13 protein-coding genes, 1 tRNA gene and 3 rRNA genes are annotated in these 22587 nt (G+C 48.7%); all 17 read left to right on the top strand.

All coding sequences use genetic code 11. From position 1 onward, the window contains the following. Nucleotides 1-239: 239 nt before the first annotated feature. The 17 genes from QFZ78_RS23775 to rrf all read left to right on the top strand — a co-directional run bounded on the left by QFZ78_RS23775 (nucleotide 240) and on the right by rrf (nucleotide 22578). Complete coding sequence (locus QFZ78_RS23775) at nucleotides 240-2792, top strand: U32 family peptidase (RefSeq protein ID WP_307551227.1); 2553 nt, start codon at nucleotides 240-242, stop codon at nucleotides 2790-2792. 195 nt (nucleotides 2793-2987) lie between these two features. After that, nucleotides 2988-4502, top strand: coding sequence for a coiled-coil domain-containing protein (locus QFZ78_RS23780; protein ID WP_307551229.1), 1515 nt, complete (start codon nucleotides 2988-2990; stop codon nucleotides 4500-4502). A 210-nt stretch (nucleotides 4503-4712) separates the two neighbouring features. Then, nucleotides 4713-5789 (top strand): ABC transporter ATP-binding protein, encoded by a 1077-nt coding sequence (locus QFZ78_RS23785; protein WP_307551232.1) that lies wholly within the window; start codon nucleotides 4713-4715, stop codon nucleotides 5787-5789. After that, complete coding sequence (locus tag QFZ78_RS23790; protein WP_307551234.1) at nucleotides 5782-6498, top strand: ABC transporter permease subunit; 717 nt, start codon at nucleotides 5782-5784, stop codon at nucleotides 6496-6498. Before QFZ78_RS23785 ends, QFZ78_RS23790 begins: the two co-directional genes overlap by 8 nt. Before the next feature lie 5 nt (nucleotides 6499-6503). Next, nucleotides 6504-7892 carry a GldG family protein gene (locus tag QFZ78_RS23795; RefSeq protein WP_307551236.1) on the top strand — a complete coding sequence of 463 codons (1389 nt, stop codon included), beginning with the start codon at nucleotides 6504-6506 and terminating at the stop codon, nucleotides 7890-7892. Further along, nucleotides 7889-8821, top strand: coding sequence for a DUF4340 domain-containing protein (locus QFZ78_RS23800; protein ID WP_307551238.1), 933 nt, complete (start codon nucleotides 7889-7891; stop codon nucleotides 8819-8821). The genes QFZ78_RS23795 and QFZ78_RS23800 overlap by 4 nt, the downstream gene beginning before the upstream one ends. A gap of 135 nt (nucleotides 8822-8956) precedes the next feature. Beyond that, nucleotides 8957-9181, top strand: coding sequence for a hypothetical protein (locus QFZ78_RS23805; RefSeq protein ID WP_307551239.1), 225 nt, complete (start codon nucleotides 8957-8959; stop codon nucleotides 9179-9181). Nucleotides 9182-9209: 28 nt separating this feature from the next. Continuing rightward, nucleotides 9210-10040, top strand: coding sequence for a spore coat protein (locus QFZ78_RS23810; protein WP_307551241.1), 831 nt, complete (start codon nucleotides 9210-9212; stop codon nucleotides 10038-10040). A gap of 201 nt (nucleotides 10041-10241) precedes the next feature. Beyond that, nucleotides 10242-10709 carry a DUF6130 family protein gene (locus QFZ78_RS23815; protein WP_307551242.1) on the top strand — a complete coding sequence of 156 codons (468 nt, stop codon included), beginning with the start codon at nucleotides 10242-10244 and terminating at the stop codon, nucleotides 10707-10709. 180 nt (nucleotides 10710-10889) lie between these two features. Then, nucleotides 10890-11585 (top strand): heptaprenylglyceryl phosphate synthase, encoded by a 696-nt coding sequence (gene pcrB / locus QFZ78_RS23820; protein ID WP_307551243.1) that lies wholly within the window; start codon nucleotides 10890-10892, stop codon nucleotides 11583-11585. A gap of 3 nt (nucleotides 11586-11588) precedes the next feature. After that, the gene (gene pcrA, locus QFZ78_RS23825; protein ID WP_307551245.1) at nucleotides 11589-13946 is read left to right on the top strand and encodes a DNA helicase PcrA; all 2358 of its coding nucleotides are present in this window, start codon (nucleotides 11589-11591) and stop codon (nucleotides 13944-13946) included. A gap of 63 nt (nucleotides 13947-14009) precedes the next feature. Then, on the top strand, nucleotides 14010-16031 hold the full coding sequence (gene ligA, locus QFZ78_RS23830) for an NAD-dependent DNA ligase LigA (protein WP_307551247.1): 2022 nt from the start codon (nucleotides 14010-14012) through the stop codon (nucleotides 16029-16031). A 23-nt stretch (nucleotides 16032-16054) separates the two neighbouring features. Continuing rightward, nucleotides 16055-17065 (top strand): DUF1835 domain-containing protein, encoded by a 1011-nt coding sequence (locus QFZ78_RS23835; RefSeq protein ID WP_307551249.1) that lies wholly within the window; start codon nucleotides 16055-16057, stop codon nucleotides 17063-17065. A 248-nt stretch (nucleotides 17066-17313) separates the two neighbouring features. After that, nucleotides 17314-18855: ribosomal RNA gene (locus QFZ78_RS23840) — 16S ribosomal RNA — on the top strand. Between the two features lie 160 nt (nucleotides 18856-19015). Further along, a tRNA-Ala gene (locus QFZ78_RS23845) sits at nucleotides 19016-19091 on the top strand. A gap of 317 nt (nucleotides 19092-19408) precedes the next feature. Then, a 23S ribosomal RNA gene (locus QFZ78_RS23850) occupies nucleotides 19409-22325 on the top strand. A 136-nt stretch (nucleotides 22326-22461) separates the two neighbouring features. Further along, a 5S ribosomal RNA gene (rrf, locus tag QFZ78_RS23855) occupies nucleotides 22462-22578 on the top strand. The 16S, 23S and 5S rRNA genes sit together here with 1 tRNA gene alongside, the layout of an rRNA operon. The last annotated feature ends 9 nt before the right edge of the window (nucleotides 22579-22587 follow it).

Here is a 22587-nt window from a genome sequence, read left to right on the forward strand (position 1 = left end):
ATCCCTCAATTGCTAAAAAGGTTACTATCCTTGACATTATAGCATTCATAGGAAACTTTGTTAACTTCTAAAGGGTTTCTGTTTGAGGAGGAAACGTTTGGTAACGAGGTTGTGACTGTCGGATATTGGCTAAGTTTGTAATTACCCCCCGCCCTAGATTCCTACCTACCCTTTCTGTTACACTAAAGAGAAGACTTTGAGGACGATCCGAGGATCTATTATTGAAAGGATTTGCTGCCATGCGTACGATACGCAGAGAAGATATAGAATTGTTAGCCCCTGCGGGGGATTGGGATTGTTTGAGAGCAGCTGTTGCCAATGGGGCGGATGCCGTATTTTTTGGTGTGGAGAAATTTAATGCTAGAGCACGTGCGCATAACTTTACGATGGCTGAACTGCCGGATATTATGTCGTTCCTTCATTTATATGGGGTAAAAGGCTTTCTTACTTTCAACATCCTCGTATTTGAGGAAGAACTGAATGATGCGAAGCAATTGATTGATGCATGTGTCGACGCTGGTGTGGATGCAGTCATTGTACAGGATCTTGGTCTAGTTAAAATGATACGTCAGATCTCTCCGGATTTCCCGATTCACGGATCCACACAGATGACGATTACATCGCCTGAGGCGGTTGAATTTACGAAGCCGTTCGATATTGAACGCGTTGTTTTAGGTCGCGAAAATAACTTGAAGCAGATTAAGCAAATCGGCGATCAAGCGAAGCTTCCGATGGAAGTATTCGTGCATGGTGCGCTTTGCGTATCTTATTCCGGTCAGTGTCTGACTTCTGAAATGTGGGGTGGACGTTCAGCTAACCGCGGAGAATGCGCACAAGCATGCCGCTTGCCGTATGATTTGATGGTCGATGGCGTGCAAAAGCCGATGGGCGATGTCACGTATTTGCTGTCGCCAAAGGATTTGGCAGCGATAGAGATCGTGCCGGAGCTAATTGAAGCCGGCGTACGCTCTTTCAAAATTGAAGGACGTCTGAAGACTCCTGAATATGTGGCCAATGTCGTGAGCAAGTATCGCCGTGCGATTGACCGTTATTTCGATGGGGAGGATGCTCGTCCGACCAAAGAAGAGGTTCGTGAGCTTCAACAAAGCTTCTCACGTGGATTTACAGTTGGTTTCTTGAATGGAACCAACAATAAGCAGCTTGTCGACGGCACGTTTCCGAAGAGCCGCGGGGTTTTCGTGGGCCGCATCAAGCAGATTTTGCGCGATGGCGTGATCTGTGAGCTGGAGGCGCCGCTCAAGCGCGGCGACGGGCTTGTTTTCGACGCCGGGGATCCGACGAAGAAGGAAGAAGGCGGGCGCATCTACGATTTGCGCCGCAAGGGAGAGAAGCTCGAAGGTGAAGCCGAGGGCGGACTCATCGAGATCATTATGGGACGCAATGATGTGGAGCTGGGCCGTCTGCATGTCGGGGACCGCATCTGGAAGACGAATGATCCACAGCTGGACAAGCGCCTGCGCCAGACGTTTGAGACAGACAAGCCTTACCGGACTTTCCCAGTAAGCGTGAAAGTCAGCGGTATAGAAGGTGAGCCGCTCAAGAGCTGGTGGACGGATATCCAAGGCGGACATACCGTCTTCGTACAATCCGAGCTTCCGCTGGTTCGCGCGGAGAAAAGACCAATGGACGAGCAGCTCTTTACAGAGCAGTTCGGACGCCTTGGCGGTACGATTTATGCGCTCAGTCAGCTGGATGTGCAGCTGACCGGCGAGCTGATCGTGCCGATGCGAGAACTTAACAGCATGCGCCGCATGGCTGTGGAGCTGATGGAAGACGAGCGGCAGAAACCACCGGTTTACATGAAGCGTGAAATCGGCGTGTATGACGATGTGATTCAGTCAGCTGCTGAGTCAGCTATCGCCAATGCTGCCGCGAATACTCCTGCCCTTTCCCTAGCGGAACGCAAGGCTGTGGAGCTTACTGCACTTTGCCGTAACTTGGATCAGGTGAAGGCCGTGCTTGAGACCACGGAAATCGAGTTTATTTACGCGGATTTCGAATTTATTAAGCAGTTCCCTGCGGCCGTGGAAGCCGTTCGTGCAGCCGGGCGCAAAATTGCCTTGGTGACACCGCGTATTCATATGCCTGGGGAAACGGGCTATTTTAACCATATATTAAAGCTTAATCCGGATGCGGTATTGATCCGCAATACGGGCGCAGCCTACTTTTTCTTGAAGCATCGGTTGGAAAATCCGGACGCGCCGAAACCGCAGTTAATCGGGGATTTCTCGCTCAATGTGGCCAACCACAAAACGGCTGCCTTGTTCCTAGAAGCGGGCCTATCGAAGATTACGCCTTCGTACGATTTGAACATTCAGCAAATGGTCGATTTGCTTCGCCGCGCTGAGACCTCGAAGCTTGAGGTTGTTATCCATCAGCACATGCCGATGTTCCATATGGAGCACTGCGTGTACTGTACGTTCCTGAGCGAGGGCACTGACTTTACAAACTGCGGTCGTCCTTGTGAGGATCACAGCGTTTCTTTGCAAGACCGTGTCGGTATGTCCCATCCGGTTCGTGTTGATGAAGGCTGCCGTAATACGGTGTATAACGCGGTGGATCAATCTGGTGCTGAGTACTTGAGTCATTTCATGGATTTAGGCATCCGTTCCTTCCGTGTGGAGTTCCTGGAAGAGACGCCTGACAAGGTGCGCGAAATTCTCGACTTGTACCGTCGCGCGATTGATGGTGAGATTAGCGGTACGCAAGTATGGCGTTCGTTGAAAGCGACGAACCAATTAGGTGTTACTCGCGGTCAGCTGGTGAAGTAGAAGATCTATAGTGTGAAAAAACAGACTCAGTGCCGCATAGGCACTGGGTTTTTGTTGTTTTCTGGAAGAAAAGGAAAGGCGGGCTCTTAAATGTTTCCTTCATTTGTTGTCACTTGTTTGATGTCCTGAATAATATGTTTAGAGCTAATGCCTAAGCCTAAAGGACATAAGAAGAAAGGATGACGATAGATAACAATGAAAAGGACATATAAGTTCAACGAGATCGCTGGTAGAATCGGAAAAACGCGAGAAGTTGTAAGGGGATGGTCAAATTATTATCGCGAATTTCTTCCAACTAAAGCTTTTGGCGGATCCCAAAGGTACACAGAAGAAGCCATTGAAATTTTTGAGATCATTTCCAAGTTGAGTGATGCCAATAAACCGCCTAGATTTATAAAAGAACATTTACAGGAAATGCGTCAGAAAGCAATTATCGCTCTCAATGATGAAAAGCCATTACCTCCTACATCTACTAGTGTTCCTGACTCCAATTTACCTCTTTCCGTAGACAACGCAATCTTACCTTCAGTTATGAACAACTCCAGCTTGCAATTAAGTAAAGAAACAATGGAATTAAGTAGCAAGGTACAGCTCCTTACGCAAAAAATAAAAGCGAATAAATTCCCAAGAAATTTAAAGGACCATTTAGATGACCTGAATCAAAAGGTTGGAATATCGTCTACAGCAGGTGGCAGGCTTTTGTCACCTATGATGGATCACTCAAACTCTCAGTTCGTTCAATTAAGTAATGAAGTCGCGGAACTTAGCAACATCATCCATACGCTCAAGCAAAAGGTTATCGAAGTTTCGAACGTTACTGAAGAAGTAACGGAACTGCGAAACGTGATCCAAATCCTCACCCAACATATAACTGATTTGTTCGAACAGGACATTAGAAGTGAAGTTGCTACTACGCTAGAATTACTACACAGACAAATTGAGGGTGTATTTGTAGAAGTAATAGGGCTGAAGAATGTGATCCAAACCGTTCAGCAAAAGGTAACTGAAGCTTCGGAGCAAGATCTCAAAGGTGAAATACTTACTGCCACAACGGAGTTACTGAACCAACGATTTGAAGGCGTTTCGGAAGATGTAAAGAATCTGCGAAATGAGATTCATCTCAAAGCACAAAAGGTAACGGAACTGCAAAACGTGATCCAAACCGTTCAGCAAAAGGTAACGGAAGCTTCGGAGCAAGATCTCAAAGGTGAAATACTTACTGCCACAACGGAGTTACTGAACCAACGCTATGAAGGCGTTTCGGAGGATGTAAAGAATCTGCAAAATGAGATTCATCTCAAAGCACAAAAGGTAACGGAACTGCAAAACGTGATCCAAACCGTTCAGCAAAAGGTAACGGAAGCTTCGGAGCAAGATCTCAAAGGTGAAATACTTACTGCCACAACGGAGTTACTGAACCAACGATTTGAAGGCGTTTCGGAAGATGTAAAGAATCTGCGAAATGAGATTCATCTCAAAGCACAAAAGGTAACGGAACTGCAAAACGTAATCCAAACCGTTCAGCAAAAGGTAACGGAAGTTTCGGAGCAAGATCCCACGCAAAAGGTAAGTGAAAGGTTGGAACAAGAAATCCGAAGTGAAATGCTTGCTACTGCTGAATCACTAAACAAACGATATGATGACATATCTCAACAATTGACATCACAGCAACGACTACTTGAAAAAATCTCTAAAATGTTAGGCTTTTAGGCTATCATTTAATCCTCAACATGATGCCAATAAATAGAACTCCCTAGCAGCTAAGGAGTTCTATTTATTATTTACATTTCAGCCTTCTCGGTTGTTCACAATTTAGACACAATATTTTAATCTATTTTTCAGATTTGCTTAAGGTTGGTTTATTGTTCCACGGGTATAGTGATGATGGTTATATGAACGATTAGAAATGGGGGATCTTGGATGCTTGAGGTCAAACAAGTCAGCAAGCTGTACGAAAATGATCGCGGCGTACACAACATCGATTTCTCGATGCAGCGCGGTGAGATCGTCGGCTTCTTAGGGCCGAACGGTGCTGGCAAAACAACGACGATGCGCATGATTACGGGTTATTTAAACCCTACGCATGGTCAAATATGGGTAGATGGTCACTCCATGGCTGATAACCCGAAGAAAGCACGCCGCAAAATCGGTTATTTACCCGAAACGCCACCTCTCTATCCAGAGATGACGGTGCAAGCTTATTTACGATTTATCGCAAATCTTCGCGATGTGCCAGCACGGGAGCAGAAGCTGCGTGTCGGCGAAGCGATCGACAAGCTAGGTCTGCAAGGCCGCGAGAAGCAAATCATCCGCTCCTTGTCTAAGGGCTACAAGCAGCGCTTGGGCCTCGCGCAAGCGATTCTGCACCAACCGGATCTGCTTATCCTGGACGAGCCCACGTCTGGCCTCGATCCGAAGCAGATCATCGAGATTCGCCAGCTGATTCATGAGCTGGGCGAGAACCACACAGTGCTGCTGAGCACGCACATTCTCCCGGAAATTAACGCGATTTGCAATCGCGTTCTCATTATTAACCAAGGCCGCGTCGTTCTCGACGAGCGCCCTGAGCATCTCGGCCGCACGATGGGCGAGACATTCGAGGTATCGCTCGAGGTCAAGGGACCTCGCGAGCGGATCTTGACCGAGCTGCGCAGCCTAGAGGCGGTCGCAGAAGTGAAAGAAGTCGACGCGCCGAGCGACGCTGCAACTATCGCTGCCCCGGCTGCGCAGGATGTGTTCATTACCGACGATGCATCGAAAGAAGCAGCAACCACAGAACCACCAGCAGCAGCCGAAACTGTGAAGCTGCTAGTCACCTCTGCGGATCGCTCCGATATCCGCGAGGCGATGTTCTTCCGCCTGGCAGGCGCAGGCTATCCGATCCTCGAAATGAAGCGGGAAAGCCTCAGCTTAGAGGATATCTTCCTCAAGTTGACGACGGATGAACCTGTCGAAGCCGAAGGCACTCCGAAGGAGGAGGTAGACACCGATGCGTAGAATCTGGGCCATTTGCTCGAAAGAGCTGCAAATGTATTTCTTTTCGCCCGTTGCTTACGTGGCATTCGCTTTCTATGTGCTGTTATCGAGCTTTTTCTTCTACATCAACTTCGTTAACGGCCAGCCACCGATTGTGGATGCGCGTTCCGTTGTTGGAAACACCACATTCGTGTATCTGTTTATCATCCCGCTTTTAACGATGCGTCTCATCGCAGATGAGTTCCGTCAAGGCACCGACGAGCTGCTTCTGACTTCACCTGCGGGTATTGGCGAGATCGTGATGGGTAAATATTTATCCGCTTTTATTGTACAAGTGGGGCTAGTGGGGATCAGCTTGATCTACCCGCTCATAATGTCTGCCTTCGGAACGCTGGATAAGCCTGTTATGTGGTTGTCTTATCTAAGTATGTTCCTATTAGGCTGCGCGATGATGGCCATTGGCTTGTTCGCTTCCAGTTTATCCAACAATCAGATGGTTGCCGGTATTTCAGGCTTTGTTATTTTGCTTATGTTATGGCTGCTCGACTGGGTAAGCGGCGGTATGACAGGCAAGCTGAAGGATTATGTCGGTCAATTCTCATTGACGAGCCATCTGACGAACTTGCAAAAAGGCGTCCTGCATGGCGGAGACATCCTCTTTTACATCACATTAACAGCAGTGTTCCTCGTTCTTTGCATACAAGTCCTTGAAAGAAAGCGCTGGAGGTGAGCGGGATGAATAAGTGGATACGGGGAACTAATGCGACTGTTTTATCGATCGCCGTTATCGGCATTTTCATCATTTTGACCATCTTCCTTCACTCGCTGAAAGGCTTTCAGGTCGATTTGACGAAAAATAAGAGCTTTACGCTCTCCGAGCAAACAGTTGCCACACTCAAAAACTTAAATCAAGATATTCACATCGTTGCCTTTACGAATAGTGGGGACAACAACGATTTTGTGACGCGACAAGTCACCGATATGGTGACCGAATATAAGAAGCAAAGCGGCAAGATTACGTATGATGAGTACGATATGCTGAAACAGCCTTCGATGGCCAAGCAGTATGGTGTCGATCAAGGCGGAACGATTATTTTTGAAATGGGTTCTAAAAAGCAGAATATCAATTTCTATGAATTGTTTGTCGGCCAACAGGATGGTTCCTACACGTTCTCAGGGGAAGAGAAGTTTACCCAGGCCATTAAGAGCCTCACGTCGACAGAGAAGCACACGGTTTATCTGCTTTCGGGCCATCAGGAATATCCATTGAATGCCATGACTATATTGAAAAGCAGTTTGGAAGCCGCTAATTATGTCGTGAAGGACCTTAATCTATTCGTTGAGGGTAAAATACCGGACGATGCGCAGATGCTCCTGCTGCTTGGACCGCAAAATGATCTGAACGACAAAGAAGCTGAGCTGATTCAGGCTTATTTGAAAGATAAAGGCAAGATTTATATGGCATTAGGCTTTAATAAAGATATGGCGACCAAGTGGAAAAATATCGATGCCATCATGAAAACATACGGTATCCAAGATCAACATGCGATCGCGATTGAAGCGAAACAAACTTCGCTCTACGATCCGCTGACGATTATTCCGGAGTACGGCTCTCATGAGATTACCGACAAGCTGTCCAGCAATAATTTGATTACGATGTTGTCGCTGGCGGTTAGTTTGAATGCCGATGAAAGTGCACCGGACTATACGCAGTCCTTGCTTCTGAAAACAACGGACAAAGCGTATGGCGAAACGGATATTAACTTGCTTGCACAATCCAAAACAAAGCAGGATACGACAGATGTCAAAGGACCGCTTAACCTTGGCTACGCGATTTCGGGTAAGGATAACAAGCCTAAAGCCGTTATTCTAGGGGGATCGACGTTCGTACTGGATGAAGATATTCAGAATCAAGGTAATAAGGATTTTGCTCTGAACAGTATCGGCTGGCTGCAGGAACAGAAGGATCAGATTACGATCCGTCCGCGTCAAGGGGATGCCTTCCAACAAGCGATGATTACGCCTAGCCAAGCGAATACTATTTTCCTCGTAACGATCGTGTTCTTACCGCTCTTGTTCCTAGTGATTGGCGGCTTGATTTGGTGGAGGAGGAGACGAGGATGAAACGGTTTATTCCTACGATTCTGTTAGTCGTTATTTGTATCGGCGGTTTTTGGTACGCTTCGAGCAAAGACTTCTTTCAAGAGAAAAAAGATGAACCGAAATCGCTCATCACACTCAAGCAAGAAGAAGTGCAATCCATTCATGTAAAAACAGAGGTACAGCAGATCGAATTAGCCCGGACCGGCAGCGGATGGGAGATGAAAAGCCCGGCAGCAGCGCCGATCAATACGAATCAAGTGGGTTCGTGGTTGGATGCTCTCGGTCTGGTGACATCAACGAAACTAGTTGAAGATCAGGTAAGTAATCTAGCCAACTATGGGTTGGATAAGCCGCTTGGAACTTATGAAGTAACGTTAAAAGACGGCTCGAAGAAGGGACTGCTGGTGGGTACGGCTCTTCCTATTGAAGGCTTCTCCTATGTTCAAGTGGAGGGATCTCCTGCTGTGTATCAGGTGAGTGATCAGTCGCTCTCTGCGCTCAGCAAAGAACCGGTAGACTTTGCCGATGCCAGCCCAGTCCAATTTGAAAGCGACAAGGTGCAGAGCGTGAAGCTGACGTGGAAAGGTCAGACTTGGACGCTTACCAAGACAGACAAAGACAAGGTGGCTGCTGAGGCGAGCTGGAAGCTCGGTGATAAAGAGCTGAAAGGCGCGGAGGCGAATCCGCTGCTGGATGAGCTAATCTTCCTGCACAGCGCTGAACTTCCACAGCCGGCGGCTCAGAAGCCAACTGCGGGCGGTGAGCTCAAAGTGGAACTTGGATTGTCTGTAGATGGCAAAGAGGTCACAGAGATCTATGAAGGCAAGCTAAGCCAAGATCAAGTCTGGTTGGCGAAGCAAGGCGGACAGTGGGCGTATCTGCTTACTGCTGCAGATATACAGAAATTGGCGGATGCCTATGCCGGGAAACCGGCTCAGCCTGCCTCTTAACAAGGAAAACTGCTCTCTACAGCAAACATGCTGTGTTGGGGCAGTTTTTTTCGTTAACTTTTTTTTCCAATGATACATAAAACGGAATAATTTGGGAAACCTACAAAAAAGGAACGGAAAGGAGGTAACATTCACATGTACAGCAATCAAGGGAACCAAAACATCTCCACCAAAGAGCTTTTATATCTAGCGGATACGCTGAAAAATGAGGATTTGATAGCGAAGCTATGTGTACAAGGAGCAGTGAATAGCCAAAGTCAGTCCCTGAAACAAACCTTGTCTCATCTTTCTCAGGAGCGTATGCAAAACATTAGCATTCTCATCAACACCCTTCAGCAGCAATCAGGCATTACCCATTAATTCGTACATAATAGGAGGTGCAAGAAGCATGTATCAGCAAAACCCGTATCAACAACAACAGCAGCAACAGTCTCATCAGCAGCAAGTACAATTAAAAGACGAGGACCTTGCAAACTTTGTATTAAACGAGTTGAAACGCAGTGCTCGTGAATATACGACTGCAGCTTTGGAGGCCGCTAATCCCCAGATCAGGCAGGCCTTCCAGTCGTTGCTGCAAAAGACACTGCAGGATCAAGCTGCTGTATTTCAGGAAATCCAGAAGCTTGGTCAATATGAGATTCAAGCTGCTCCTCAGCAACAAATTCAACAAGAGCTGCAGAAACAAAGCCAGGTCGCAGCTCAGCTGCAGTCCTTTGTACAACAAAATTTGAGTCAAACCAACACGGCTAGCTATCAGCAGCAAGACCAGATGGCTATCGCCCAGCAACAACAACATCCGCAGCAGAGTCAACAACAGAACCAGATTGCTGCTTTATATCAAACACAGACACCTATCCAACCCATGATTAGTGCCTCTCAATATCCTAATGCGGTGCATAATAATCAAGGACAAGGTTATTCAACCCATACACAGTCTTCGCCAAACCAAACAAGTCAACAGCAAGCCTATATTAGTAACCAGCAAGGACAAAATTTTCAAGATCAGAATTATGGACAAACCGGCTACGGTCAATCGCAGAGTTACGCCGCATCATCCGGATATAACGCATCTGAAAATGCTGGCAGTACTGGCATTACAAGCAAATCAGCAAGTTCTACCAACGCTTCCCGCAGTCAAACAGGTGCCCATACCTCGACGGCAGGAGAAAGCTCTTATCTAAGTAAACAACAACATGAGGGAAGTAGATATAGCTTCTAATTCGCATTGTTCCCTCAAGACCAAGACGTCCTAGCTTCTAGCTAAAGGGCGTCTTTTTTTTATCCAATATCCCATCACTCCAAAAATAAGTTTTATTTATTTTGTCCCACTTTTCTCATAATCATGGTATGGAACCAGCTTGTCACACATATATAAGGAACATAGGATGTCCAAACTTATGGGAAAAGGGTGCAAACACTGATGAGAAAAACGTGGATTTACGGCGCAGCTACTTTAGTTGTTTTAGGAGCATTAACAACAGCATGCGGTTCCAAAGAGGAAGTTGTTAGTAGCGGTGCAGCAGGTTTGAAAGACCCTAAGGCAGCGACTACAGTGGCCCAAGGGAACACGGAAAGCAGTGTGAAGACGGTAGCCTCGGGCGCCAAGCCAACCCTCGATGCCGAATATAAAGTAGATGGCAGAAACGTTACGATCACGTATCAGACAAGTAATTTCCAGATAGCGGATCATATGGATCAGAAAGCCGTACAGGGTGAAGGACATTTACATTTGTACGTAGACGGTAAGCAGAAAGCGATGATTGGTAAAACGGGTCCGTTAACCCTAACGAATCTAGCGGCAGGTAAACATGAGATCAGACTCGAGCTTCAGCAAAATGATCATAAGGATATCAATGTAGAGAAAATTCTTAATATTGAAGTGAAATAATCGGGAACATTTGTGCGTATTTAGTCGGAAATCAAGCTTGGGCGTAGATCAGATAACATTATGTACATATTCCTTGAAAAGGCGGGCGCTTAGCCCGTCTTTTGTCATTTGACACACCCGAATACGTAGCATAGACTGTTGATAGTATGGCAGTATTGCCGCCTAATCGGAGGGAAACAATTGATCGTCGATATACGTAAGTGGAAGCATGTTTTTAAGCTTGACCCAGATCGGGACATCTCAGATGAAGCGCTCGATCGGCTTTGCCAGTCTGGGACCGATGCGATCATGGTAGGTGGCTCTACGGGGGTAACCTTCGATAACACAGTTGACCTTCTATCTCGAATTCGTCAATATGAAGTGCCCTGTGTACTTGAGATTTCCAATCATGAGGCTATCGTTCCAGGATTCGATTTATTCTTAATTCCGGTTGTGGTGAATGCGGATGATCCGAAATGGATCGTTGGGCAGCATCATGAGGCGTTGAAGGAATATGGCTCTTTGCTTAATTGGGACGAGATTATAGCCGAAGGCTATATTATTCTGAATAGCGAAGCTACAGCGGCGAAGTTAACATCGGCTCGTACGAACTTGGATGTCAAAGATGTTGCGGCGTATGCTCGCATGGCGGACAAGCTTTTTCACATGTCTATTGTTTACTTGGAATATAGCGGTGTGTTTGGTGATATGGAGCTGGTAAGGCGGACGCGACAAGTGCTGGAGAATGCCCGTTTATTCTATGGCGGAGGCATTGACAGCCTAGATAAAGCGCAGCAAGCAGCAGAGGTCGCAGATACCATCGTCGTCGGTAACATTATTTATAGTGATCTGGAGCAGGCGCTTCAGACCGTGAACTTTGATAGAACAGGAAGGTAACTTATGAACGAGACAGTCAATATTTTAGATGCGATAAAAAGGTTGAATCCCGAGCAGCGCAAAGCAGTTGAAGCTGTCGACGGGCCACTTCTGATTATGGCTGGAGCGGGAAGCGGGAAGACACGAGTGCTGACGCATCGTATTGCGTACTTGATCGGCACGCGCAAAGCGGCGCCATGGAGCATTTTGGCCCTTACATTTACGAATAAAGCGGCACGTGAGATGCAGGACCGCGTTGGAAAGCTGGTAGGCGGCAGTGGGAATGATATTTGGGTTTCCACGTTTCACTCCATGTGTGTGCGCATGCTGCGCAGAGATATTTCACGTATCGGCTTCACCTCGAATTTTACCATTCTAGATTCCGGTGATCAGTTATCCGTCATCAAAACGTGCTGCAAAGAACTGAACATTGATACCAAGAAATTCGAACCTAAGACCTTTCAAGCAGCCATTTCTACAGCCAAAAATGAACTCATCTCTCCTAAACAATTTGAAGATAAAATCGGTGACTACTTCGACGGATTGACCTCGAAAATCTATACGCTTTATCAGAAGAAGCTTAGAAGCAACAACTCCCTGGATTTTGATGATTTAATTATGGCAACCATTCATTTGTTTAATGAAGTTCCAGAGGTTCTGGAGTTTTATCAAAATAAATTTCAATATATCCATGTCGATGAGTATCAGGATACGAACCGAGCGCAGTATATGCTCTGTCAAATGATTGCGGCCAAACATCAGCGCATTTGCGTTGTGGGAGATAGTGATCAGTCCATTTACCGTTGGCGTGGAGCTGACATTTCTAATATCCTTAATTTTGAAAAAGATTATCCGAATGCCACAGCTATCCTATTGGAGCAAAATTATCGCTCCACCTCTAATATTTTGCAGGCTGCCAATAAGGTCATTGCCAATAATACGGGCCGTAAGCCCAAAAACCTATGGACGGATAAAGAGGGCGGCGTAAGGATTAAGCTGTACCAAGCTGATTCCGAGCACGAAGAAGGTTATTTCGTTACAAGTGAAATTAATAAAAATAAATCGAATGGTAAAAAGTTTGGTCATCACGCCATTTTGTACCGGACGAACGCACAATCTCGGGTGATTGAGGAAATTCTCATTAAATCCGATATCCAATATACCATCGTTGGCGGCGTAAAGTTCTACGATCGGAAAGAGATCAAGGATATTTTGGCGTATCTGCGCCTCATCTCCAATCCGGACGACGATATCAGCTTGAGTCGAATCGTGAACGTGCCGAAGCGGGGTATTGGTGACACCTCAATGGACAGAGTGGCCGATATGGCGGGACGAAGAGGTATTTCACTCTATGCCATGCTGGAGGAAGTCGATTCATTGGAGATCACGACGAAGGCTAAGCACGCTTTAGCAGATTTCCGCGAAATGATTGATAACCTGAACCGTATGGTTGAATACTTATCTGTAACTGAACTGACGGAGAAAATACTGGAGATGTCGCAGTACCGTCTGGAGATGCAGCGCGAGAATACGATTGAATCCAAGGCACGTCTCGAAAATATTGAGGAGTTCCTGTCCGTGACGATGGACTTCGAGAAACGTAACGAGGACAAGTCCCTGATTTCGTTCCTGACCGATTTGGCGCTTATCGCCGATATCGATACGCTGGATAAAGAAAAAAGCGAGGAAGAGCAAGACGCCGTTGTACTCATGACGATGCACAGCGCCAAAGGTCTAGAGTTCCCGGTTGTGTTCATCATCGGGATGGAAGAAGGCGTCTTCCCGCACAGCCGTGCTTTCGCCGATAACGAAGAGCTCGAAGAGGAGCGCCGTTTGGCCTATGTCGGCATCACGCGCGCCGAGCAAGAGCTTTTCCTTACGTGCGCCCGTATGCGCACGCTCTTCGGTCGCACCGCGGCGAACGCCCCATCGAGATTCCTTCAGGAGATTCCGAAGGAACTCCTAGAGAATGTCTCGATGGGCGGCTCCATCGGTGGAGGCTTCTCGCGAGCTGGCCGCACTAGCTCCAGCTCGTGGGGCAGCAGTGGGAGCAGCGCCACTGCCTCACAAGCGGGCCGCGGCTCCGCCGGCTCGTCCGCCTGGGGCACGCCGTCCTCCTTCGGACGGCCTAGTACAGGCGCGGCTGCGCCAAGCCCTGCAGCCGGGGCGAAGCCGGCTGCGTTCCGGGCTCCGCAGCCTGCCGCAGGCGGCGCGGTGCCGGATTACAAAGCCAGCGACAAAGTGTCGCATGGCAAGTGGGGCATCGGCACCGTCGTGTCAGTGAAAGGCTCGGGTGATGACACCGAGCTGCAAATTGCTTTCCCGGCGCCTGTTGGCTTGAAGCGCCTGCTCGCGAAGTTCGCTCCTATTACGAAAGAATAGGAGCCGCTTTGCGCCTTATTTGCCGCACCAACCCTATTTCCCATTAGAGAGGAAGAGCCCGTAATGACAGATGCCATCGCGGCAATGAAAACCCTCATCCAAGAAATCAACAAGCACAACCATAACTACTACACGCTCGATGAACCGGCGATTTCCGACGCCGAGTGGGATGCTTTATACAATAAATTGACCGCGCTAGAGAAGGAGACGGGGATTACCCTGCCTTCTTCTCCAACCCAGCGCGTGGGCGGCGACATTCTTAAGGGTTTCGATCCACACAAGCATCTGGCTCGACTCTGGAGTTTGGACAAGGCGCAAAATGCCGAGGACCTGCAGACTTGGCACACACGTGTGCTGAAGCTAATTGCAGATTACAACAGCAAGAATCCAGAGAACCCGTTGCCAGACCCGACATATGTGGTGGAATTAAAGTTCGACGGGCTCACGCTGAACCTTACCTACAAGCAAGGAGAGCTTGTTCAAGCCTCCACGCGAGGAAACGGTACGGTTGGTGAGGGGATTTTAGCCCAAATCAAGACGATCAAGTCCATCCCGCTGGAAATCCCGTACACGGAGGGAACCATTGAAGTGCAAGGTGAGGGTATGATGTTCCTCTCCGTTCTTGAGGCGTACAATCAGACTGCGACGGATCCACTCAAAAATGCCCGCAACGCAGCAGCCGGAGCATTGCGCAATCTCAATCCCAAAGTGACGGCAGAGCGTAAGCTGAACGCTTTCTTCTATAATGTGGGTTACTCCGACGAGATCCAATTCGATAATCATTTCGACATGGTTCAGTTTCTTCGTGACAACCATTTTAAAGTAAGCAACCGCACACGGTATTTCAGCACGATTGAAGAAGTAAGCGCAGAGCTGGAGCAGATTGCCGAAGAGCGCCTTGGCTTTGATTTTCTGATTGACGGAAGTGTCATCAAGATTACGGACATGCGTACAAGAGAAGTGCTCGGCTACACCGAGAAATTCCCCCGTTGGGCGATTGCTTATAAGTTCGAAGCCGAAGAAGCGACAACAATCCTGCAAAGTGTATCTTGGGAAGTTGGCCGTACTGGCAAAATCACACCATTAGCCCGCGTTGAAGCCGTGGATCTCGCTGGCGTAACCGTACAGAACTGCACGCTCAATAATGTCGGTGACATCGAGCGTAAAAATCTCAAACACGCCTTAGGCAGCCTCGTCTACATCCGTCGCTCCAATGACGTTATTCCTGAGATTCTCGGCAAAGTAACCGAGGAGAATGATGGCGAGGAGATTGTAGCTCCGACGCATTGTCCTTCCTGCGGCAGTGAGCTTGAGATGCGTGGTGCGCATCTGTTCTGTTTGAACCGTCTCGGATGCAGTCCGCAGCTGGTTGGACGTATGGCGCATTTTGCTTCGCGCGATGCGATGGATATTGAATTTTTCAGCGAAATGACGGCTTCACAGCTGCATCAAGAGCTGGATGTCCGCGATCCTGCGGATCTGTACACGCTACAATTCGAGGACCTCGTCAAGCTCGATCGCTTTGGTGAGAAGAAGGCCCGCAATCTGCTTGATGCCCTAGAAAAAAGCAAATCGCGCGATCTAGCTTCGTTCCTTTATGCCCTAGGCATTCCTAACTCGGGTAAAACCACGACAAAGGTTCTGGCAGACTACTATCGCAGCTTAACGAAGATTATGGCGGCTACGCCTGAGGAGCTAATCGGGCTTCCCGATGTAGGTGGAATAGTGGCTGAGAGTATTTATTCATTCTTCCGTGACCCTGTGATGGTGTCCAGTATTGAGCGTATGCTCGCTGCAGGTGTCAACCCAATAGCTGAAGAACCGGCGGTTGTTTTGGCTAGCCCTGACAATCCGTTCTTTGGTAAAACCGTCGTCCTCACAGGTACGCTATCCACCATGGGTCGTGACGAATGTGCCAAGAAGCTGGAAGCGCTAGGGGCTAAGATTACCGGCAGCGTTTCTAAGAAAACGGACATCGTGATCGCAGGGGAAAGCGCCGGAAGCAAGCTGGCGAAAGCGCAAGAACTTGGAATTAGGATCATTGAGGATGAACAGGAGCTTTTGCAGCTTTTAGGTGAAGGCTAAATGACAAATAAGGGGACTGTGCCATGCCGAATAAACTTCATATCGTGAATGGAGACGCATTTGGAGATAAGCTGCGTGTTTCGGGTATCGATGGAGACATATTGGTGTGGCGTGAGTCATTATATGAAGGACCTATCGGCATGCAAATGTCTGATAGTGTCCTTTTATCTATAAGGGCGGCCTATATGAATCTCCAACATGGCATTCCTGAGGAATTGTTCAAGTCCATTACCCTACAGCAGGAAAAAGCGATGGACAGACTCGCTGAGGATATAGACGAAATTGTCCTGTGGTTTGAGCATGATTTATATGACCAATTGATGCTTTGTTACTTGCTGTCGAGATTATTCGCTCTTCCTAATCCATCCTTAAAACTATCTTTGTTAAGTATCAATCAGTTTCCTGGCGTTGAGTTCTTTCATGGATTAGGACAATTAAACGTGGATCAAATTACTCAGCTGCACGACAAGTGGTTGCCTGTTAATGAAGACCAACTTCTTTTGGCCTGCAAAGTCTGGACAGCCTACTCAGCTTCTGAGCCCCTTCTTATGGCGACTTTATTGGAAGAGGATCTATCTGCACTGCCTTTTCTTCAAAAGGCTCTACAGGCCAATTCAGAACGCTATCCCTCCTCTCAAAATGGCTTGTCAGCCAACCAGCAGCTTATTCTGGAGCTGATAGGGGAGGAGGAAATGCCGATTCTGTCATTGTTTAAACGTGTAAGCCAAACGGCCAGTCATTACGGCCTCGGTGATTTGCAATTCTGGGCTATTGTTGATAGTATCCGCAAATGTGAGATTCCGCTGGTCCGTCTTGCCGGAGGGGACAAGCTGCCAGTTTACGGCGAACCGCTACCGCCTCATTTTGAAGAATGGCGATTGCAAAGGTCGGATACGGGAAAGCTAGTTCATGCAGGTGAGCAGGATCATATATACCTGAATGGCATGAATGATTGGATTGGTGGCGTTCATCTGCTTGGAAAAAAGGGGTTATGGCGCCGAAACGCTGCAACCACAGGGTTTTTGAAGATGTAAGATAATGGATGCATAAAGTTGCTTGCAATTCGTTTTGAAACCTGATAATATATGTTCTTGTCACCGCAACAAGCGATGCATTAACGCTTTAAACGGTAACGCATTAAAGCTCCTTGAAAACTGAACAAATGAATGAAGTAAATCAGCAAATTCAGTCACGTAAGTGACTACAATTGAGATTGCAAAATCTCGCTAGCAAGTCAATGAGCATTTCAGCTTTCAGATATACGGACGAGCAATCGTCCACTATTATGGAGAGTTTGATCCTGGCTCAGGACGAACGCTGGCGGCGTGCCTAATACATGCAAGTCGAGCGGATTTATCCTTCGGGATAAGTTAGCGGCGGACGGGTGAGTAACACGTAGGTAACCTGCCTATAAGATCGGGATAACTATCGGAAACGATAGCTAAGACCGGATAACTGGTTTTCTCGCATGAGAGAATCATGAAACACGGAGCAATCTGTGGCTTATAGATGGGCCTGCGGCGCATTAGCTAGTTGGTAGGGTAACGGCCTACCAAGGCGACGATGCGTAGCCGACCTGAGAGGGTGAACGGCCACACTGGGACTGAGACACGGCCCAGACTCCTACGGGAGGCAGCAGTAGGGAATCTTCCGCAATGGACGCAAGTCTGACGGAGCAACGCCGCGTGAGTGATGAAGGTTTTCGGATCGTAAAGCTCTGTTGCCCTAGACGAACAGCAAGAGGAGTAACTGCCTTTTGTGTGACGGTATAGGAGAAGAAAGCCCCGGCTAACTACGTGCCAGCAGCCGCGGTAATACGTAGGGGGCAAGCGTTGTCCGGAATTATTGGGCGTAAAGCGCGCGCAGGCGGTCAATTAAGTTGGGTGTTTAAGCCCGGGGCTCAACCCCGGTTCGCATCCAAAACTGGTTGACTTGAGTGTAGGAGAGGAAAGTGGAATTCCACGTGTAGCGGTGAAATGCGTAGAGATGTGGAGGAACACCAGTGGCGAAGGCGACTTTCTGGCCTATAACTGACGCTGAGGCGCGAAAGCGTGGGGAGCAAACAGGATTAGATACCCTGGTAGTCCACGCCGTAAACGATGCATACTAGGTGTTGGGGATTCGATTCCTCGGTGCCGAAGTTAACACAGTAAGTATGCCGCCTGGGGAGTACGCTCGCAAGAGTGAAACTCAAAGGAATTGACGGGGACCCGCACAAGCAGTGGAGTATGTGGTTTAATTCGAAGCAACGCGAAGAACCTTACCAGGTCTTGACATCCCGATGTAACGCCTAGAGATAGGCGCCCTCTTCGGAGCATTGGAGACAGGTGGTGCATGGTTGTCGTCAGCTCGTGTCGTGAGATGTTGGGTTAAGTCCCGCAACGAGCGCAACCCTTGATCTTAGTTGCCAGCACTTTGGGTGGGCACTCTAAGATGACTGCCGGTGACAAACCGGAGGAAGGTGGGGATGACGTCAAATCATCATGCCCCTTATGACCTGGGCTACACACGTACTACAATGGTCGGTACAACGGGAAGCGAAGCCGCGAGGTGGAGCCAATCCTTATAAGCCGATCTCAGTTCGGATTGCAGGCTGCAACTCGCCTGCATGAAGTCGGAATTGCTAGTAATCGCGGATCAGCATGCCGCGGTGAATACGTTCCCGGGTCTTGTACACACCGCCCGTCACACCACGAGAGTTTACAACACCCGAAGTCGGTGGGGTAACCCGCAAGGGAGCCAGCCGCCGAAGGTGGGGTAGATGATTGGGGTGAAGTCGTAACAAGGTAGCCGTATCGGAAGGTGCGGCTGGATCACCTCCTTTCTATGGAGACTCGGATCTGATAGATCCAGTCAAGTGATATATAGGGATCTTTGATCGTAGATCAAAGTCTCACATATTGCACAAATCGCTGATTACTCATTTCATTTGTTCAGTTTTGATGGAGCTTGTACACTTTATTTGAAGTGTATCTCATCAATATGGGGCCATAGCTCAGCTGGGAGAGCGCCTGCCTTGCAAGCAGGAGGTCAGCGGTTCGATCCCGCTTGGCTCCACCATTAATCTAATGCATACTTCCGCCGCCGATAAGGCGGTGTTGTTGACACTAGGCTAATGAAAAGCAAACCATCTATATAACTTATGATTCGTCTCGTTAACTGGCAATTATTGATTGTTGCCGATGATGAGATGGCATGATAAGATATATTTCCTGCCGCTGATAGGCGAAGGAAAAACATTTGTTCCTTGAAAACTAGATAACGAAACAAAACGTAAAGTAAGAACTTAGGTTGCTTGATTCTAACGGATCTTGCAAAAATCTTTAACTCTTTCCAATAGGAGAGACTTTTGCTTAGCGCAAAAGGTCCCTATAAATGGTTAAGCTAGAAAGAGCACACGGAGGATGCCTAGGCACTAGGAGCCGAAGAAGGACGTGGCGAACGACGAAATGCCTCGGGGAGCCGTAAGCAGGCTTTGATCCGGGGATGTCCGAATGGGGGAACCCAGCTGTGGTAATGCGCAGTTACTCTATTGTGAATACATAGCAATAGTAGAGGCATACCCAGGGAACTGAAACATCTAAGTACCTGGAGGAAAAGAAAACAAAAGTGATTCCGTCAGTAGCGGCGAGCGAAAGCGGAATAGCCCAAACCAAGGAGCTTGCTCCTTGGGGTTGTAGGACCTCGTTGTGGGGTTAGTTCGGTAGGCGAAGTGATCTGGAAAGGTCCGGCATAGAGGGTAAAAGCCCCGTAGCCAAAATCGAACGAAACCCCTAGAGGTATCCTGAGTACGGCGGGTCACGTGAAACCCCGTCGGAATCCGGCAGGACCATCTGCCAAGGCTAAATACTCCCTAGTGACCGATAGTGAAGCAGTACCGTGAGGGAAAGGTGAAAAGCACCGCGGAAGCGGAGTGAAAAAGAACCTGAAACCGTGTGCTTACAAGAAGTCAGAGCCCTCTATATGGGTGATGGCGTGCCTTTTGTAGAATGAACCGGCGAGTTACGTTCCCGTGCGAGGTTAAGCTGAAAAGGCGGAGCCGCAGCGAAAGCGAGTCTGAATAGGGCGCTTTAGTACGTGGACGTAGACCCGAAACCGTGTGATCTACCCCTGTCCAGGGTGAAGGTGAGGTAACACTCACTGGAGGCCCGAACCCACGCATGTTGAAAAATGCGGGGATGAGGTGGGGGTAGCGGAGAAATTCCAATCGAACTCGGAGATAGCTGGTTCTCCCCGAAATAGCTTTAGGGCTAGCCTCGGATGTTGAGTTGTGGAGGTAAAGCACTGATTGGGTGCGGGGCCCGCCAAGGGTTACCAAGTCCAGTCAAACTCTGAATGCCACAAACTTAAATCCGGGAGTCAGACAGTGAGTGCTAAGATCCATTGTCAAAAGGGAAACAGCCCAGACCATCAGCTAAGGTCCCCAAGTGTGTGTTAAGTGGGAAAGGATGTGGAGTTGCACAGACAACCAGGATGTTGGCTTAGAAGCAGCCACCATTGAAAGAGTGCGTAATAGCTCACTGGTCGAGTGACTCTGCGCCGAAAATGTAACGGGGCTAAACACGCCACCGAAGCTATGGCTTGCACTTTAGTGCATGGGTAGGGGAGCGTTGTATGTACGTTGAATTCTGACCGTAAGGACAGGTGGAGCGCATACAAGTGAGAATGCCGGTATAAGTAACGAAAAGATCAGTGAGAATCTGATCCGCCGAAAACCTAAGGGTTCCTGAGGAAGGCTCGTCCGCTCAGGGTAAGTCGGGACCTAAGGCGAGGCCGAAAGGCGTAGTCGATGGACAACAGGTGGAAATTCCTGTACCACCGTAGCCGTTATGAGCGATGGAGTGACGCAGAAGGATAGTGACGCGAGCTGATGGATGCTCGTCCAAGCAGTGAGGCTGATGTGTAGGCAAATCCGCACATCGTAAGGCTGGGCTGTGATGGGGAGGGAAATTTAAGTACCGAAGGTCATGAGTTCACACTGCCAAGAAAAGCTTCTAGCCAGGCGAAGGTGCCCGTACCGCAAACCGACACAGGTGGGTGAGAAGAGAATTCTAAGGCGCGCGGAAGAACTCTCGTTAAGGAACTCGGCAAAATGACCCCGTAACTTCGGGAGAAGGGGTGCCTCGGTAGGGTGAATAGCCCGAGGGGGCCGCAGTGAAAAGGCCCAAGCGACTGTTTAGCAAAAACACAGGTCTGTGCGAAGCCGCAAGGCGAAGTATACGGGCTGACGCCTGCCCGGTGCTGGAAGGTTAAGAGGAGTGGTTAGGGCGCAAGCCCGAAGCTATGAATTGAAGCCCCAGTAAACGGCGGCCGTAACTATAACGGTCCTAAGGTAGCGAAATTCCTTGTCAGGTAAATTCTGACCCGCACGAATGGCGTAACGACTTGGGCGCTGTCTCAACGAGAGATCCGGTGAAATTTTAATACCTGTGAAGATGCAGGTTACCCGCGACAAGACGGAAAGACCCCATGGAGCTTTACTGCAGCTTGATATTGGACTTTGGTACGATCTGTACAGGATAGGTGGGAGCCTTTGAAGCCTGAGCGCCAGCTTGGGTGGAGGCATCGTTGGGATACCACCCTGATCGTATCGGAGTTCTAACCTGGTACCGTAATCCGGTATGGGGACAGTGTCAGGTGGGCAGTTTGACTGGGGCGGTCGCCTCCTAAAATGTAACGGAGGCGTTTAAAGGTTCCCTCAGAATGGTTGGAAATCATTCGCAGAGTGCAAAGGCATAAGGGAGCTTGACTGCGAGACCTACAAGTCGAGCAGGGACGAAAGTCGGACTTAGTGATCCGGTGGTACCGAATGGAAGGGCCATCGCTCAACGGATAAAAGCTACCCTGGGGATAACAGGCTTATCTCCCCCAAGAGTCCACATCGACGGGGAGGTTTGGCACCTCGATGTCGGCTCATCGCATCCTGGGGCTGAAGTAGGTCCCAAGGGTTGGGCTGTTCGCCCATTAAAGCGGTACGCGAGCTGGGTTCAGAACGTCGTGAGACAGTTCGGTCCCTATCTGTCGCGGGCGTAGGAAATTTGAGAGGAGCTGTCCTTAGTACGAGAGGACCGGGATGGACGTACCGCTGGTGTACCAGTTGTCTCGCCAGAGGCATCGCTGGGTAGCTATGTACGGAGGGGATAAGCGCTGAAAGCATCTAAGCGCGAAGCCCCCCTCAAGATGAGATTTCCCAGTATGTAAGACCCCTTGTAGACGACGAGGTTGATAGGTTCGAGGTGGAAGTGCAGCAATGCATGCAGCTGACGAATACTAATCGGTCGAGGGCTTAACCAAAAAGCTGACTAAGCAGCTAGCACCTACGTCTAACGTAGCCATGCACATGATAACTTTACGCAAGTTTCGTATCTAGTTTTCAGGGTGCAAGACAGCCTGAACAATGTTTTCGATGTTTCCTGGCAGAAGCATCCCGTTTGGTGATGATGGCGGAGGGGACCCACGCGTTCCCATCTCGAACACGACCGTTAAGCCCTCCAGCGTCGATGGTACTTGAACCGCAGGGTTCTGGGAGAGTAGAACGTTGCCAAGCAAAAGATAA

It is taken from the genome of Paenibacillus sp. V4I5 (genome assembly GCF_030817255.1).
Classification (GTDB): domain Bacteria; phylum Bacillota; class Bacilli; order Paenibacillales; family NBRC-103111; genus Paenibacillus_E.

Coding starts and splice junctions, on each gene's coding strand:
- QFZ78_RS23805 (WP_307551239.1), top strand. CDS start 8,957: ATGTACAGCAATCAAGGGAACCAAAACATCTCCACCAAAGAGCTTTTA.
- QFZ78_RS23835 (WP_307551249.1), top strand. CDS start 16,055: ATGCCGAATAAACTTCATATCGTGAATGGAGACGCATTTGGAGATAAG.
- QFZ78_RS23790 (WP_307551234.1), top strand. CDS start 5,782: ATGCGTAGAATCTGGGCCATTTGCTCGAAAGAGCTGCAAATGTATTTC.
- ligA (WP_307551247.1), top strand. CDS start 14,010: ATGACAGATGCCATCGCGGCAATGAAAACCCTCATCCAAGAAATCAAC.
- QFZ78_RS23810 (WP_307551241.1), top strand. CDS start 9,210: ATGTATCAGCAAAACCCGTATCAACAACAACAGCAGCAACAGTCTCAT.
- QFZ78_RS23780 (WP_307551229.1), top strand. CDS start 2,988: ATGAAAAGGACATATAAGTTCAACGAGATCGCTGGTAGAATCGGAAAA.
- QFZ78_RS23775 (WP_307551227.1), top strand. CDS start 240: ATGCGTACGATACGCAGAGAAGATATAGAATTGTTAGCCCCTGCGGGG.
- QFZ78_RS23795 (WP_307551236.1), top strand. CDS start 6,504: ATGAATAAGTGGATACGGGGAACTAATGCGACTGTTTTATCGATCGCC.
- pcrA (WP_307551245.1), top strand. CDS start 11,589: ATGAACGAGACAGTCAATATTTTAGATGCGATAAAAAGGTTGAATCCC.
- QFZ78_RS23800 (WP_307551238.1), top strand. CDS start 7,889: ATGAAACGGTTTATTCCTACGATTCTGTTAGTCGTTATTTGTATCGGC.
- QFZ78_RS23785 (WP_307551232.1), top strand. CDS start 4,713: ATGCTTGAGGTCAAACAAGTCAGCAAGCTGTACGAAAATGATCGCGGC.
- QFZ78_RS23815 (WP_307551242.1), top strand. CDS start 10,242: ATGAGAAAAACGTGGATTTACGGCGCAGCTACTTTAGTTGTTTTAGGA.